14 protein-coding genes are annotated in these 14,451 nt (G+C 71.4%); 10 read left to right on the top strand and 4 right to left on the bottom strand.

The genetic code is table 11. The annotated features are described in order from the left end of the window. Window positions 1–109 precede the first annotated feature (109 nt). Window positions 110–541, top strand: coding sequence for a DUF29 domain-containing protein (locus tag G472_RS0120120; protein WP_029009811.1), 432 nt, complete (start codon window positions 110–112; stop codon window positions 539–541). Between the two features lie 10 nt (window positions 542–551). Here the strand turns inward: G472_RS0120120 and G472_RS37430 are convergent, their stop codons facing one another. Next, window positions 552–1,520 carry a dienelactone hydrolase family protein gene (locus G472_RS37430; protein ID WP_051341072.1) on the bottom strand — a complete coding sequence of 323 codons (969 nt, stop codon included), beginning with the start codon at window positions 1,518–1,520 and terminating at the stop codon, window positions 552–554. 295 nt (window positions 1,521–1,815) lie between these two features. Between G472_RS37430 and G472_RS34505 the strand changes: the two genes are divergently transcribed. Continuing rightward, window positions 1,816–3,966: a penicillin acylase family protein gene (locus G472_RS34505; RefSeq protein ID WP_051341071.1), complete on the top strand. Its 2,151-nt coding sequence runs from the start codon at window positions 1,816–1,818 to the stop codon at window positions 3,964–3,966. A 10-nt stretch (window positions 3,967–3,976) separates the two neighbouring features. After that, complete coding sequence (locus G472_RS0120105) at window positions 3,977–5,530, top strand: GH3 family acyl-acid amido synthetase (protein ID WP_029009810.1); 1,554 nt, start codon at window positions 3,977–3,979, stop codon at window positions 5,528–5,530. Here G472_RS0120105 and G472_RS34500 read toward each other — a convergent pair. After that, complete coding sequence (locus tag G472_RS34500) at window positions 5,454–6,092, bottom strand: inner membrane-spanning protein YciB (RefSeq protein WP_051341070.1); 639 nt, start codon at window positions 6,090–6,092, stop codon at window positions 5,454–5,456. The genes G472_RS0120105 and G472_RS34500 overlap by 77 nt on opposite strands. A 219-nt stretch (window positions 6,093–6,311) precedes the next feature. Here G472_RS34500 and G472_RS0120095 point away from each other — a divergent pair, with 219 nt between their 5' ends. The 6 genes from G472_RS0120095 to G472_RS0120070 all read left to right on the top strand — a co-directional run bounded on the left by G472_RS0120095 (window position 6,312) and on the right by G472_RS0120070 (window position 12,341). Continuing rightward, a complete protein-coding gene (locus G472_RS0120095; protein ID WP_029009809.1) occupies window positions 6,312–7,829 on the top strand; it encodes a DegQ family serine endoprotease in 1,518 nt (505 codons plus the stop codon). Window positions 7,830–7,918: 89 nt separating this feature from the next. Then, window positions 7,919–8,602, top strand: coding sequence for a winged helix-turn-helix domain-containing protein (locus G472_RS0120090; protein ID WP_029009808.1), 684 nt, complete (start codon window positions 7,919–7,921; stop codon window positions 8,600–8,602). After that, a complete protein-coding gene (locus G472_RS0120085) occupies window positions 8,599–10,017 on the top strand; it encodes a sensor histidine kinase (protein WP_029009807.1) in 1,419 nt (472 codons plus the stop codon). The genes G472_RS0120090 and G472_RS0120085 overlap by 4 nt, the downstream gene beginning before the upstream one ends. 252 nt (window positions 10,018–10,269) lie before the next feature. Then, window positions 10,270–11,313 carry an AI-2E family transporter gene (locus G472_RS0120080; protein WP_051341069.1) on the top strand — a complete coding sequence of 348 codons (1,044 nt, stop codon included), beginning with the start codon at window positions 10,270–10,272 and terminating at the stop codon, window positions 11,311–11,313. A 147-nt stretch (window positions 11,314–11,460) separates the two neighbouring features. Further along, window positions 11,461–11,832, top strand: a complete 372-nt coding sequence (locus tag G472_RS34495; protein ID WP_245593537.1) for a hypothetical protein — start codon at window positions 11,461–11,463, stop codon at window positions 11,830–11,832. A gap of 179 nt (window positions 11,833–12,011) precedes the next feature. Beyond that, window positions 12,012–12,341 (top strand): YnfA family protein, encoded by a 330-nt coding sequence (locus tag G472_RS0120070; protein ID WP_029009805.1) that lies wholly within the window; start codon window positions 12,012–12,014, stop codon window positions 12,339–12,341. Between the two features lie 15 nt (window positions 12,342–12,356). On the opposite strand, the gene G472_RS0120065 is transcribed toward G472_RS0120070, so the two are convergent. Then, entirely contained in the window at window positions 12,357–12,578 is a 222-nt protein-coding gene (locus G472_RS0120065) for a hypothetical protein (protein WP_029009804.1), read from the bottom strand. A gap of 145 nt (window positions 12,579–12,723) precedes the next feature. Continuing rightward, window positions 12,724–13,656, bottom strand: coding sequence for a hydrogen peroxide-inducible genes activator (locus G472_RS34490; protein ID WP_051341068.1), 933 nt, complete (start codon window positions 13,654–13,656; stop codon window positions 12,724–12,726). Window positions 13,657–13,836: 180 nt separating this feature from the next. On the opposite strand from G472_RS34490, the gene ahpC reads away from it, so the two are divergent. Continuing rightward, the gene (ahpC, locus tag G472_RS0120055) at window positions 13,837–14,400 is read left to right on the top strand and encodes an alkyl hydroperoxide reductase subunit C (RefSeq protein WP_029009803.1); all 564 of its coding nucleotides are present in this window, start codon (window positions 13,837–13,839) and stop codon (window positions 14,398–14,400) included. Window positions 14,401–14,451: the final 51 nt, after the last annotated feature.

Raw genomic sequence — 14,451 nt, 5'->3', positions numbered from 1 at the left:
ATCATTTTCCGGCCGTATGAGGGGCGGCGCTGGCGAGGGGGCGGCGGCGGCGCTATGTTGTGCAGGGAATCCCCATCTCCCGCACCCGCCGTTGGAGGAGGCACGCGCCATGTCCGGCACCTACGAGGGCGACTTCTACGCCTGGACCATGGAGCAGGCGGCCCTGCTGCGCGCCGGCCGGCTGTCCGAAGCCGACGTCGCCCACATCGCCGAGGAGATCGAGAGCATGGGGCGCAGCGAGCGGAACGAGCTGGTGAACCGCCTGGCCATCCTGCTGCTGCACCTCCTGAATTGGCAGCACCAGCCGAGCCTGCGCGGCAATTCGTGGCGCCTGTCCGTCAAGGAGCAGCGGCGTGCCGTCGCCCGTCACCTGCGCCAGAATCCGAGCCTGAAGGCGCGCATCGCCGGCATCATCGACGACGCCTATGGCGACGCGGCGATCAGGGCCGAACGAGAAACCGGCCTGCCGGAAGACGTGTTCCCGCCCGATTGCCCCTGGCCGTTCGACCGCATCATGGACGACGCCTTCTGGCCGGAGTGACGGGCGGCTACTACCGCACCATGCTCCCGCTGCGCCGCTCGCACCCGTTGCGCGTCAGGATTTCCGGTTCGCCGATGCTGAGCGTCAGGAAGCGGTGCAGGTCCTCGTCCGACCATCCCTTCGCTCTGGCGCTGGCCTGGATGTCGTAGCCCAGGCGCGAGACTCCGAGCCCGATCATCAGCCGCCGGCTGAGCGGTCCCCGCATGACCAGGCCGGTGCGTTCGTCCACCACCCGGTTGTCCTCGGTCACCCGGAAGCGCAGGTTGCCCAGGTTGAGCCCGACGTGGCGGCGCTCGACGTCGTCGCCGTCCCATTGGTGGAAGGTCTCGGGATAGACGCGCACCGTCACCTCCGACCCGCCGGCGCGCAGGTCGCCGGCGATGTCGCGGGCACGGCGGACCGACACGTTCTCGTCCAGTTCACCCAGCAACATCAGCACCGGAGCGCCGGTCGTCGCGGAATCGTCGAAGCGCGGCACCGAACAGCCGTAGTAGGAGGCGTGCGCGGCAAACGATAGCCCCTCGTCGGCGAACAGCTCGCGGATCTGCCGATAGGCGGCGGCCACGCTGATCATGCCGCCGTAGGAGAAACCCATCACCGCGATCCGCCGCGGATCGACGCGCGGGTGATCGGCCAGGAAGCGCAGGGCGGCGTGGGCGTCGGCCAGCATCATGGACTCGGTCACCCGCACGGCGCGGCGGTTGTGCCCGGCATCGGCCAGACCGCGCGGGCCGAAGCTGTCGACCACCAGCGCCACGTAGCCCTGGCGGGCCAGCCGCTCGCCATAGGCCGGTTCGCGGCACGCCTTGAGGCCGCCGAGCCCCTCCATCACCACCACAGCCGGCAGGTGGCGGGGCTGGCTGGGGCCGGGCGGCTCATACAACAGGCCGGCGCCGGCGATGGTTCGACGGCGCACGCGGGGGTTCGCGGCATCGCGCAGCACGTAGGGATTGTAGGTCGCAAAGCTCACCGGACGCATCGCCGCTCCTCCGTGGTTCGCAACAACGCCAACCGCGGGGAACGGCCGGGGTTCCGCCGCCCTCCGTCAGGGGGGGCGGTGGAACCGCGCCGCGGCGGGGCTCGTTCACCCCGGCAGCCACGCGCCCACCACACGGACCCTCCGGAACCGCATGCCAAAACAGACGACCGGATCTTCGCGAACGCGATCACTGCGAACGGCATGGGGGCTGGGGCGGCTGGCGGCCCGTGTCGTGCCGGCGGCCCTGCGCCGGGGGCCACCCCGGACGGTCACCGTTGCCGAACGCCTCCGGGCGGTGCCGACGCGCAACCTGCCGCTGCGCGCCCCCGTCACCATCCATTGGAACGAACACCATGTCCCCTTCATCGAGGCGGAGCATGACGCCGATCTTGCCGTCGGGCTCGGCGTCGTCCACGCCCACCTGCGGCTGGCCCAGATCGAGCTGATGCGCCGTGCCGCCTATGGCCGGCTGGCGGAGCTGCTGGGGCCGGTGGCGGTCGACCTGGACCGCACGCTGCGCACGCTGGACCTCACCCGGGCGGTGCGCCCCATCGTGGCCACCATGCCGGAGGCCACCTTCGACTGGCTGACCGGCTTCGCCCGCGGCATCAACGCCGTCATCGCCGGCCCCGGCGAGCTGCCGGAGGAACTGGCCCTGCTGGGCCACCGGCCGGAGCCGTGGACGGTGGAGGACCTGATGGCACTGGGCCGACTCGCCGCCACCGACTTCACCTGGCGGGTGTGGATCCCCCTGCTGCGCCTGCGCGCCCGCACCGACTGGCCCGACCTGTGGGAGCGGATGATGCGCGACAACGCCATGCCGGTGCCGGCGTTCGCGGGCGGCGGTGGCGGCGGGGTGGATGCACTGCTGTCCCTGCTGGGCGCCTTCGGCCGGCAGGGCAGCAACGCGTTCGCCGTGGCGGCGGAGCGCAGCGCCACCGGCAGCGCGCTCATCGCCAGCGACCCCCACCTCGGCATCATGCTGCCCAACACCTGGCTGATGGCCGGCCTGTCGGGGCCGGGGCTGAACGCGGTCGGGCTGATGATTCCCGGCGTGCCGGCGGTGGCGCTGGGGCGCAACCGCCGCATCGCCTGGGGCGGCACCAGCCTGCACGCCCAATCCAGCGAGCTGTTCGACGTCACCGACCTGCCCGAGGGAGAGATCGTCGAGCGCCGCGAAACCATCCGCGTGCGCTGGGGCAAGCCGGTCACCGTCACGGTGCGCGACACACCCTATGGCCCCATCCTGACCGACGCGCCGCTGCTGCCGGACGCCGGCGGCCGCCGCCTCGCCCTGCACTGGGTGGGGCACCTGCCCAGCGACGAGGTGACCGCCCTGCTGGGTGTCAACCGTGCCGCCGGCTGGGCGGAATTCCGCGACGCCCTCGACGGCTTCGCGGTGCCGGCCCAGAACATGGTCTACGCCGACGCCGACGGTCGCGTCGGCCAGTGCATGGCCGCCCGCCTGCCCTGGCGGCCGCCGCACCCGCCCGACGACCTGTTCGTGCCGCGCGACGCCCGCCGCCACTGGGAGCGCTTCGCCACCGCCGCCACCCTGCCGGCCGTACTGTCGCCGCCGCGCGGGTTCGTCGCCTCGGCCAACAACCGGCCGGAGGCGGCGGGCACCGTGCCGGTGGGGTTCTTCTTCTCCCCCGACGACCGGGTCCGCCGGCTGCGCGCCCTGCTGGGTCGTCCCGACCCCGTCGGGATCGCGGAGTTGCAGGCGGCGCAGCGCGACGTGCTCGTCCCCTCGGCGCCGGAGCTGCGCGACCGGCTGCTGGCGCTGGCCCGCGACGCCGGCCTCGACGCCGCATCCCCGGAGCGCCGCCGGTTCTGCGACGGGCTGCGCCCCTGGGACGGCCGCTACGACGCGGAATCGGCCGGTGCCCTGGGGTTCGAGCTGCTGCTCTACCACTTCGCCCTGGGGCTGCGCGGCAGGGCGGGACTGGAGGTCTACACCGCGGGGTGGGAGCCCTGGGCCTTCCTGCGCGACGACCTGGACCGCACCCCGCCCGATCGGCTGGCGGCGGCCCTGGGGCCGGCGCTGGACCGGGCGGCGGCGGAGGCGGGCCGGCACGGCACCTGGGGGGCGGTGCACCGCCTGCGCCTGGCCCACGTGCTGGGATCGGTGCCGGTGATCGGCCGGCGCTACCGCTTCGCCGACGTGCCGTCGTCCGGCGGCAACGAGACGGTGATGAAGACTGCGCACGGCTTCGCCGGCGGCGTCCACCGCGTGCGCATGGGGGCCAACGCCCGCCACATCTCCGACCTCGGCGATCCCGACGCCAATCGGTTCGTCCTGCTGGGCGGCCAGGACGGCTGGCTGGGCAGCACCACCTTCCTCGACCAGTTCGACCTGTGGCGCCGCGGCGAGTACGTGCAGATTCCCCTGCGCGCCGAAACGGCGCGCACCCTGTTCCGCTACAAGACGGTGCTGACACCCTGACGGACCCGCCATGCTCGACGCCACGCCGCTTCTGCGACTCTACGCCCGCGCCCGCCTGCGCCGCCTCGCCGACCGCCGGCCGGCGGCGGTCCAGGAGGACCAGCTCCTGCGTCTGGTGCGGAGGGCCGAGGCGACCCGCTTCGGCCGCGACCACGGCTTCGCCGGCATCCGCTCGGTGCGCGACTTCCGGGAACGGGTACCGCTGCGCCGCTACGAGGATTTCCGCAGGGACTACTGGTCCGACGGCTTCCCGGTGCTGACGGACGCGACCTGGCCGGGGACCATCCCCTACTTCGCCGCCACCTCGGGCACCACCACGGGAACCACCAAGTACATTCCGGTGTCGCGGGCGATGGTCCGCGCCAACACCCGCGCCGCCTTCGACCTGCTGGTCTTCCACGCCGCCAACCGGCCCGGCAGCCGGGTGATGGGCGGGCGCAACTTCATGCTCGGCGGCTCCACCGCCCTGGTGGAGGAGGCGCCGGGCATCTTCAGCGGCGATCTCTCCGGCATCGCCACGCGGGAGGTGCCGCGCTGGGTGCGCCGCTACACCTTCCCGCCGCCCGACCTCGCCCTGCTCAGCGACTGGGAGCAAAAGGTGGACCGCATCGGCCGCCGCTCCCTGGACGAGGACATCCGCACGCTGGGCGGTACCACGAGCTGGCTGCTGCTCTACCTCGACCGCCTGGCGGATCTGTTTCCCGACCGGCCGCCGACCCTGGCGGGCTTCTACCCGAACCTGGAGCTGCTGGTGCACGGGGGCGTCAGCTTCGAGCCCTACGCCGCCCGCTTCACCCGCTGGCTGGAGGGCGGCCGGGCGGAGCTGCGCGAGGTCTACCCCGCCAGCGAGGGCTTCCTGGCCGTCGCCGACCGCGGCCAGGGCGAGGGGCTGCGTCTGTTGCTCGACAACGGCCTGTTCTTCGAATTCGTGCCGCCGGAGGAGCTGGACGCCCCCAACCCCCGGCGCTTCTGGGTGCACGACGCGGAGCCGGGGGTGAACTACGCCGTGGTGCTCAGCACCTGCGCCGGCGCCTGGTCCTACGTGCTGGGCGACACGGTGCGCCTGGTCGACCGCGATCCGCCGCGCGTGCTGGTGACGGGGCGCACCTCCTACACCCTGTCGGCCTTCGGCGAGCACCTGATCGGCGAGGAGATCGAGCGCGCCGTCAGCGACGCCGCCGCCGCCATCGGCGCCGCCATCAGCGACTACTCCGTCGGCCCGGTCTTCCCCGAGGCGCCGGGAGAGCGCGGCGGCCACGTCTTCGTGGTGGAATGGGCGGGCGGCGTCCCCCCGCCCCCGGCCCTGGACGCCTTCGCGCAGGCGCTGGACGGCCGTCTGGCGGCGCTGAACGACGATTACGCGGCCCACCGGGCCGGCGGCTTCGGCATGGCGCCGCCGCGGCTGGAACCGGCGGCGCCCGGCACCTTCGCCGCCTGGATGCGCAGCCGCGGCAAGCTGGGCGGACAGAACAAGGTGCCGCGCATCATCAACGACCGGTCGCTTCTAGGGTCGCTGCGGCGCGCTGCGGCGCAGCGGCGGGGCGATCCGGTGCCGGGCGCCTGAGGCGGCGGCGCACGAACGGCCAGTTGGCGGCCAGGAACAGGATGTTCAGAACCGGCATGCCGAAGGCCTTGAAGGCCACCCAGTCGTCGGTGGGCAGCGTCCGCCACAGGATTTCGTTGAGCGCCGCCAGGACCAGGAAGAATCCGGCCACCCGCCAGGTGAGGGTCTTCCACGCCCGGTCGTCGACCCCGATGCCGGTGTCGAACACCGACTTCAGCAGCAGCCGGCGCATCGCCAGCCCGACCAGCAGGGCCAGCCCCGCCGCCAGGTTGTAGACGGTGGGGCGGATCTTGATGAAGGTGGCATCGTTCCACACCAGCGTGATCCCGCCGAACACCAGGGTGAAGGCCAGGCTGACCAGAGGGATCACCGGCACCCGCCGCGCCCGCGAGAGCGAGTACAGCACCGCCACGGCGGTGGCGGCCATCAGCGCCGCCGTGGCGGGGAGGATGCCCAGCCAGCGGCTGACCACGAAGAAGACGACCAACGGGCCCATCTCGATGAGCAGCCGTTCCAGCACCGGGCCGAGCGGGCGCGCCGCCGTCGGGATAGGCAATGCCATGCTCAGGTCCTTGCAACGGGGAATCCACGACCATCCACGGGGAACGGGACCGGGGGCGCCGGGTTTCGTCACCCCGCCCATAAGGACGTATCGCGCCTGAACTTTTTGTAATGCCGCGGCAAGGCGGGCGTCAGCGGCGGCTTTCTAAATAGGTAGGCACCGCCGGGACCGGCCCGGCGGCCCACGATACAGACGAACGCCAGCAACGGAGTCCTTCCGATGTCCAATCTCATGTCCGGGCGCGGAACGCCGACACGCCTCCTGCGGCGCGCCGTCGCCGCGGTGCTGCTCGGCACCACGGTGCTGGCCGGCGGCACCGCCCTGGCCACGGCGCAGCCGACCGCCCCCGCCGCCATCACCGCCCCCCTGCCCCCCAGCTTCGCGCCGCTGGTGGAGCGGGTGCAGCCGGCGGTGGTCACCATCACCGCGCGGCGCGAGGCGACCCCGGCGGCGGAGCGCCGCGCCGCCCCCTCCCTGCCCTTCCCGCCGGGCTCGCCGTTCGAGGAGTTCTTCCGCCGCTTCGGCGCTCCCTTCGGCGAACCCGACGCACCGCAGCCGCCGCGCGGGCGCGGCGGGTCCGCCGTGGGCTCGGGCTTCGTCATCGACGGCGAGGGGCACGTGGTGACCAACAACCATGTGATCGACGGCGCCACGGCCATCGCCGTCACCCTGACCGACGGCACCGAGCTGCCGGCCACCGTGGTGGGCCGCGACCCGAAGACCGACCTGGCCCTGCTGAAGGTGACCGGAGATCGGACCCTGCCCTATCTGGCCTTCGGCGACAGCGACGGCACGCGGGTCGGTGACTGGGTGGTCGCCGTGGGCAACCCCTTCGGCCTGGGCGGATCGGTGACGACGGGCATTGTGTCGGCGCGCGGCCGGCACATCAACGCCGGCCCCTACGACGACTTCATCCAGACCGACGCCGCCATCAACCGCGGCAATTCCGGCGGCCCCATGTTCAACCTGGCGGGGGAGGTCATCGGCATCAACACCGCGATCTATTCGCCCAACGGCGGTTCGGTCGGCATCGGCTTCGCCATCCCATCCAACCTCGCCCGCACCGTCATCGCCCAGTTGAAGGAGAGCGGGCGGGTCGAGCGGGGCTGGCTGGGCGTGCGCATCCAGGAGGTGACGCCCGAACTGGGCCAGGCCCTGGGCCTGGGTGAGGCGCGCGGCGCGCTGCTGGCCGACGTCACGGCTGATAGCCCGGCGGCCCGGGCCGGGTTGCGCCAGGGTGACGTGGTGCTGCGCTTCGACGGCAAGCCGGTCGGCGAGGTCCGCGACCTGAGCCGCGCGGTGGCCGAGGCCCGGCCCGACAGCACCGCCGAGGTGGTGGTGTCCCGCGACGGCCGCGAGCAGGCGCTGAGCGTGCGCGTCGGCGCCATGCCCGGCGAGGAGCGGGTGGCCGCCGCCCCTGACGGCTCCGGCGATGCCGCGACCGACACGGTGAAGGGGCTGCGGCTGGCCGCGCTGGACCGGAACGCCCGGGCCGGCCTCGGTCTGGACGACGGCGTCACGGGGGTGGTGGTGGCCGGCCTGGAGGACGGGGCGGGCGAGACGACCCTGCGCCCCGGTGACGTCATCGTCAGGGTCGGCGACCGCTCCGTCGCCACCCCCGCCGACGTGGCGAGCACGGTCGCCGAGGCGGAAAAGGCCGGCCGCAAGGCCGTGCTGCTGCTGATCAACCGCCGCGGCACCGAGAGCTTCGTGGCGCTGCGCCTGTCACAGGCATGACGGGATCGTCGGCGGGGACGGTGCGTTTGCCGGCGCGCCACCCCGCCGGCGCCTTGGCGCAACCCCCGCAGAGGTTTAGAATGCCGGGCATGAAGGTGCTGGTGATCGAAGACGACGCACGGGCCGCCGCCTACCTGGCCAAGGGGCTGAAGGAGGCGGGGCATGTGGTGGACGTGGCCAACGACGGTAAGGAAGGGCTGTTCCTCGCCGGGGCGGAGCATTACGACGTGCTGATCGTCGACCGCATGCTGCCCGGCCGGGACGGCCTGTCGCTGGTGGAGATCCTGCGGGCCACCGGCAACGACACGCCGGTGCTGTTCCTGTCGGCGCTGGGCAGCGTCGACGACCGGGTGAAGGGTTTGCGGGCGGGTGGCGACGACTATCTGACCAAGCCCTATGCCTTTTCCGAACTGCTGGCGCGCATCGAGGTGCTGGTGCGCCGGCGCGGCGCCGGCCAGCCGCAGACCCGCCTGTCGGTCGGCGACCTGGAGATGGACCTGCTGTCGCGCACCGTGCGCCGCGCCGGACGCGAGATCGAGCTGCTGCCGCGGGAGTTCGCGCTGCTGGAGTACCTGATGCGCAACGCCGGCAGCGTGGTCACCCGGACCATGATGCTGGAAAACGTCTGGGACTATCACTTCGATCCGCAGACCAATGTCATCGACGTGCACATCGCCCGGCTGCGCCAGAAGATCGACAAGGACTTTCCGACGCCGCTGATCCACACCGTGCGCGGCGCCGGCTATTCCCTGCGTGCGGCACCCGCGGCGTGACGCCCTTTCCCAAACTGCTGCGCACGACCACGTTCCGGCTGGCGCTGCTCTATCTCGGGATGTTCGGCGCGTCGGTGACGGTCATCCTGTGGGTGGTGTGGCGGACCACCGCCGGCTTCATGGAACAGCAGGTCGCCGACGCCATCGCCGCGGACATCGCCCTGCTGCGCCAGGAGTACCAGTTCGGCGGTCTGCCCCGGCTGATCGCCACGGTGCGCGACCGCAGCAACGATCCCCACACCAACGCCATGTACCTGGTGCTGTCGCCCCACGGCGTGCCGCTGGCCGGCAACCTGTCCGGGTGGCCCAAGGTGATGCCGGAGCAGGAGGGCTGGATGCATTTCCAGGTGGCCCCCAGCGGCGGCCCGCACGGCCAGCCGGCCACCGCCAGCGCCCAGGGCTTCGTGCTGCCCGGCGGGCTGAAGCTGCTGGTGGGGCGCGACATGAGCGTGCTCGACACCCTGCGCCACCGCATGGTGGCGTCGCTGGGCTGGGTGGTGGCGGTCACCGGCGCGCTGGGCGTGGCCGGCGGCCTGCTGCTCAGCCGGCGCGCGCTGGCGCGCATCGAGGCGATCAACCGCACCACGCGCCGCATCATCGACGGCGACCTGGCCGACCGCGTGCCGCGCACCGGGTCGGGCGACGAGATCGACCGGCTTGCCGCCAACCTCAACACCATGCTCGACCAGATCGTGCGGCTGATGGAGGGCATGCGCCACGTCAGCGAAAGCGTGGCGCACGACCTGCGCACGCCGCTGACCCGGCTGCGCTCGCGCCTGGAACTGGTGCTGATCGAGGACACCGACGACCCCGAGGTCTACCGAACCGCGCTACAGGAGACCATCGGCGAAGCCGACGCCCTGCTGGCCACCTTCCGCGCGCTGCTGTCCATCGCAGAGGCGGAGGCCGGCGGGCGGGCGGCCGATTTCCAGCCCGTCGACCTCGCCGCCATCGCCCGCACCGCCGCCGACCTGTACGAGCCGGTGGCCGAGGAGAAGGGGTTGACCTTCACCGCCGACGTGCCCGACGCCCCGGTGCCGGCGCGCGGCAACCCGCAACTGCTGTCGCAGGCGCTGGCCAACCTGCTGGACAACGCCATCAAGTACACGCCGGCCGGCGGGCGCATCGCCTTGCGGGTGGACGGGGCGGCCGGTCGGCTGGAGGTCGCGGACAGTGGTCCCGGCATCCCCGCGGACCTGCGCGAGCGGGTGCTCGAACGCTTCGTCCGGCTCGACGACGCACGGGCCACGCCGGGCAACGGGCTGGGGCTGGCGCTGGTGGACGCGGTGGCGCGCCTGCACGGCGCCCGACTGGAGCTGGGCGACGCCGCGCCGGGGTTGAGCATCGCGCTGACCCTGCCGCCGGCAGCCGAGGGCGGCGGCCCGTCCGCTCCGGCGAGCCGGGCCGGCGGTTGATGACATCCGATAACGAAGGGGCCCGCCGTGTGGCGGGCCCGGTAATGACATCAGCAAGAATGACTCCTTGGCATCGAAATCGATAAGGGGACGCCGGAGTCCTCGCGCATCAGCGAACCGGGATAACGCTTAAGCCATAGCTGGCAGCCCCACCGGTGGCGGACGGGGGCATCCGGCCAGGGGTGACGGGCCGACCGTGACCCGACCGGCCCGAAAACCGTTTCCCGTCGGAAGCGGGAGGGGAGCGGGCGGATGGACCAACCGACGGACACGAGCGGCCGGCCCCGGGGCGGCGCCTCCGGCGACACGGGGTTGCGGCCCTTCCTGTGGCGGGTGCTGATCGTCGCCGGTGTCGGCGCGCTGACCTTCCTCGCCTGGCGGGCGGCCGACGCCCTGCTGCTGGTCTTCGCCGGCGTGCTGCTGGCCATCCTGCTGCTGAGGCTGACCGGGATCGTCCGGCAATGGACCGGGCTGGGCCACGGGTGGGGGCTGGGGGTCGTGCTGGCGATGATCGTCCTGCTGGCGGTCGGCGGCGGCTGGCTGATGGGAACGACGATGGCCGGCCAGTTCGGCCAGTTGGGCAGCCGGCTCAACGAAGCGGTGGACGCCCTGCCGGACGACGTGCGCACCGCACTGTCGGAGAACGCGGCGAGCGCCCCCTGGACCAGCTACCTGCAATCGGCGGCCGGCCACCTCGTCGGTTTCCTGAGCTACCTGGTGATCGCCCTGTTTGTCGGGATCTACACCGCGGCGTCGCCCGCGGTGTACCGACGCGGCCTGGAGCTGCTCGTCCCCCGGTCGGGGCAGGCGCGCACCCGCGAGGTGCTGGATGCCTCCGGTGACGCCCTGTGGAAATGGCTCCAGGGCCAGCTTCTCTCCATGGCGGTGGTGGGGGTGCTGACCACCGCCGGGCTGATGATGCTGGGGGTACCGGCGGCGCTGGCCCTGGGGATCGTCGCCATGGTGCTGGAGTTCATCCCGCTGATCGGCCCCTTCCTGGCCGCGGCGCCGGCGGTGCTGATCGCCTTCGCCCAGTCGCCCACCCTGGCGATCTGGACCGCGCTGCTCTACCTGGCGATCCAGCAGGTGGAGGGGAACGTCATCATGCCCATCGCGCAGAAACGCGTGGTGCACCTGCCGCCGGTGATCACCATCGCGGCGATCACCGCCGGCGGCCTGCTGTTCGGCATCCTCGGCATGTTCCTGGCCACACCGCTGGCCGTCCTGATGCTGGTGTTGGTCAACCTTCTGTATGTGGAAGACCGGCTGGGGCGGAAGCGACGGTTTCCCGAGTAGCGCACTGCGCGATAACCGCGCACCCCCCCGCTACCACTTTCACGCGGCCGCGGGCGGCGGTAGGATGGTGGACGATGCAGCGGCCGGCGGCGGTGCCCGCCGTACACTCGGGACCGAGGCGCCCGGATGGGCCGCGGAGGAGGCATCATGGCCATCCCCGACGACAAACACCATGGGAGCATTGCTCCATACGACCGGCCGGCGGACATGGGCCGGTTCGACGTTCCCGCCCCCCTTACCGATGCCGAGGTCGCCGCCATCGCCGAGCATGAGCGGCTGACGCCGGAGGAGGCGGCCGTCCGGGGCGCCGCACTGATGGCGCAGCCGCACGGTGACGCGGCGCTGCGCCAGATCGTCTGGGACAACCTGGTGCGGGCCCGCCAGTTCCACGATACCGCCCGCATCACGGCCCTGGAGGAGCTGTACAGGGAAACCTGCCGGCGCCACCCCAACCCCTGCGACCGCCGCCTGGCACCGACGCGCATCACCCATCCCTTCAATCCGCCGCTCATCCAGTGATACGGCCGGAAAGAGATCCGTTCCAATGGTTTCCGGGCATGAAACCCGATCGATCAGTGCTTTGCATTGATCGATCGGGGCGGATCTGCGGCATCATTCTGACGCCGTCGGTATAATGTCGGGGCGCCGCCGCCCCGGTGTATCCTGCCGCCGGATTGCCGGCACGGAAAGGACACGGGATGGCGGGGGCGGTGGGGATCTACGCGGGCGCGGCGGTGGCGGAGATCGCCGGTTGCTTCGCCTTCTGGGCGTGGCTGCGCCTGGGAAAGTCGATGCTGTGGATCGGTCCCGGGGTGGCGAGCCTGATGCTTTTCGCCTGGCTGCTCACCCGGGTCGATGCGGCGTTCGCCGGCCGCGCCTTTGCGGCCTATGGCGGCGTCTACATCGCCGCGTCGCTGGTCTGGATGTGGGCGGTCGAAGGCACGCGCCCCGACCGCTGGGACCTGATCGGCGGCACCGCCTGCCTGCTCGGCGCCGCGGTCATCCTGCTGGGACCGCGCAGCGCCTGAACCTTGCCGGTGCCCTCACGCCCGCGGCAGCCGCGGCAAGCCGACGGCGCGACGCACCGCGTCGTTGCGGGTCTGACGGCGGCGCGCGAGCTGGCCGGGGCTGAGCAGCGTGGCCTCGCGGTAGGCGCGGTAGTCGGCAACCGTCTCGGACCACGCCGCCAGGAAGGTGTCGATCGCGCGCAGGATGCGGGACGGGGCGCGCTCGGCGCCGTTCTGGAAGAAAGTCGTGCTGTTCATGTCGTCCTCCTCACTTCGTATTGAAGTCAGGATAAACTGGTATACCCCATCCCACCACCGCCAATTTTGCATTGCAGTGCAGTCAAGGCACAGCATTCGCGAATTTTATTTGCTCCGCAAACAGATATACTGACTGTTGGTAGCTTCAGCATTTTGCATGCATATCTTCCATCGGCCGATCCGCCATCTCCGCCTTCAACGCGTCGGCGAGCCGGCGGAAGGTTTCCTTGCGGCCGGAGGTGCGGCGCCAGACCAGGCCGATGCGGCGGTAGGGGCGCGCGCCGCTCAACGGGCGCACGGCCAGGTCGAGACCGCGCAGGATACCGGTGTCGAGCGCCATCTGGGGCAGCAGCGTCACCCCCAGACCGTTGGCCACCATCTGCACCAGCGTGTGCAGGCTGGTACCCTGGAAGGCGGAATTGCGCCGCCCGGCCTCCAGGTCGCAGGCGGCCAGGGCATGGTCGCGCAGGCAATGGCCGTCCTCCAGCAGCAGCAGGTCGTCCACCGCCACATCCGCCGGGTCGGCCGCGGGCTTGCGGCACAGGCGGTGGCCGGGCGGGCAGACGACCCAGAAGCGGTCCACCGCGATGTCCACCGATTCCACGTCGCCCGACGGGTACGGCAGGGCCAGCAGGGCGGCGTCCAGCTCCCCCGAGTCGAGACGGTCGAGCAGGCGGGCGGTCTGATCCTCGCGCAGGAACAGCTTCAGGTCGGGAAAAGCGTCGCGCAGCGCCGGCATCAGGCGCGGCACCAGGAAGGGTCCGATCGTCGGAATGACCCCCAGGTGCAGCGGCCCGGCCATGGGGTCCTCCGTGGCGCGGGCGATATCCACCAGATCCTCCGCCGCCTTCAGCAGGTCGCGCGCGCGCGCGGCGATCTCGCGGCCCAGCGGGGTCGGCATCACCGACCGTTTGGTGCGCTCCAGCAGCGGCGTCCCCAGCAACTCCTCCAGTTCCTGGATGCCGGCGCTGAGGGTGGACTGGCTGACGTGGCAGGCTTCGGCGGCGCGGCCGAAATGGCAGCGGTCCACCACAGCGACGAGGTAGCGGAGCTGGCGCAACGTGGGAAGCGGTCTCATGGCCCGCCATATTAATCGACTGAGTCGATTAATGCGATCTGAATTTTCCGCTTCTTGGACCGGGCAATTCCCCCTATTTTCGCTGCGGGCAACGGGCCGACCAAGGAAAACCGCCCTCCCGATACAATAACGAATTCGGGATTGTGCGTGGTCCGAATTGTTTAACTTACGGAGCATCTCATGTCGTTGATCAACACCGAAGTCAAGCCGTTCAAGGCGACTGCCTTCAAGAACGGGAAGTTCATCGAGGTGAGCGACGCCGACCTGAAGGGCAAGTGGTCCGTGGTGTTCTTCTACCCGGCCGACTTCACGTTCGTCTGCCCGACCGAGCTGGAGGACCTGGCCGACAACTACGGCGCGTTCCAGAAGCTCGGCGTCGAGATCTACGCCGTGTCGACCGACACCCACTTCTGCCACAAGGCGTGGCACGACACGTCGCCGGCCATCGGCAAGATCGAGTACACCATGATCGGTGACCCGACCGGCACCATCACCCGCAACTTCGAGGTGATGATCGAAGAGGTCGGCCTGGCCGACCGCGGCACCTTCGTCGTCGACCCCAACGGCAAGATCCAGATCGTCGAGATCACCGCCGGCGGCGTCGGCCGTTCCGCCACCGAGCTGCTGCGCAAGGTCAAGGCCGCCCAGTACGTCGCCGCCCACCCCGGCGAAGTCTGCCCGGCCAAGTGGGAGGAGGGCCAGAAGACCCTCGCCCCGTCGCTGGACCTGGTCGGCAAGATCTGATCCGGCCGGACACCGGCCACATCTGATCCGGCCGGACACCGGCCACATCTG

This window comes from Azospirillum halopraeferens DSM 3675 (assembly GCF_000429625.1).
Lineage (GTDB): Bacteria > Pseudomonadota > Alphaproteobacteria > Azospirillales > Azospirillaceae > Azospirillum > Azospirillum halopraeferens.
The sequence above is the reverse complement of the archived record's forward strand: the minus strand, read 5'-3'. Positions and strand labels throughout refer to the sequence as shown.

Excerpts from the sequence above, each read along its gene's own strand:
- G472_RS0120120 (WP_029009811.1), top strand. The coding sequence starts at position 110 with ATGTCCGGCACCTACGAGGGCGACTTCTACGCCTGGACCATGGAGCAG.
- G472_RS37430 (WP_051341072.1), bottom strand. The coding sequence starts at position 1,520 with ATGCGTCCGGTGAGCTTTGCGACCTACAATCCCTACGTGCTGCGCGAT.
- G472_RS0120105 (WP_029009810.1), top strand. The coding sequence starts at position 3,977 with ATGCTCGACGCCACGCCGCTTCTGCGACTCTACGCCCGCGCCCGCCTG.
- G472_RS34500 (WP_051341070.1), bottom strand. The coding sequence starts at position 6,092 with ATGGCATTGCCTATCCCGACGGCGGCGCGCCCGCTCGGCCCGGTGCTG.
- G472_RS0120095 (WP_029009809.1), top strand. The coding sequence starts at position 6,312 with ATGTCCAATCTCATGTCCGGGCGCGGAACGCCGACACGCCTCCTGCGG.
- G472_RS0120090 (WP_029009808.1), top strand. The coding sequence starts at position 7,919 with ATGAAGGTGCTGGTGATCGAAGACGACGCACGGGCCGCCGCCTACCTG.
- G472_RS0120080 (WP_051341069.1), top strand. The coding sequence starts at position 10,270 with ATGGACCAACCGACGGACACGAGCGGCCGGCCCCGGGGCGGCGCCTCC.
- G472_RS34495 (WP_245593537.1), top strand. The coding sequence starts at position 11,461 with ATGGCCATCCCCGACGACAAACACCATGGGAGCATTGCTCCATACGAC.
- G472_RS0120070 (WP_029009805.1), top strand. The coding sequence starts at position 12,012 with ATGGCGGGGGCGGTGGGGATCTACGCGGGCGCGGCGGTGGCGGAGATC.
- G472_RS0120065 (WP_029009804.1), bottom strand. The coding sequence starts at position 12,578 with ATGAACAGCACGACTTTCTTCCAGAACGGCGCCGAGCGCGCCCCGTCC.
- G472_RS34490 (WP_051341068.1), bottom strand. The coding sequence starts at position 13,656 with ATGAGACCGCTTCCCACGTTGCGCCAGCTCCGCTACCTCGTCGCTGTG.
- ahpC (WP_029009803.1), top strand. The coding sequence starts at position 13,837 with ATGTCGTTGATCAACACCGAAGTCAAGCCGTTCAAGGCGACTGCCTTC.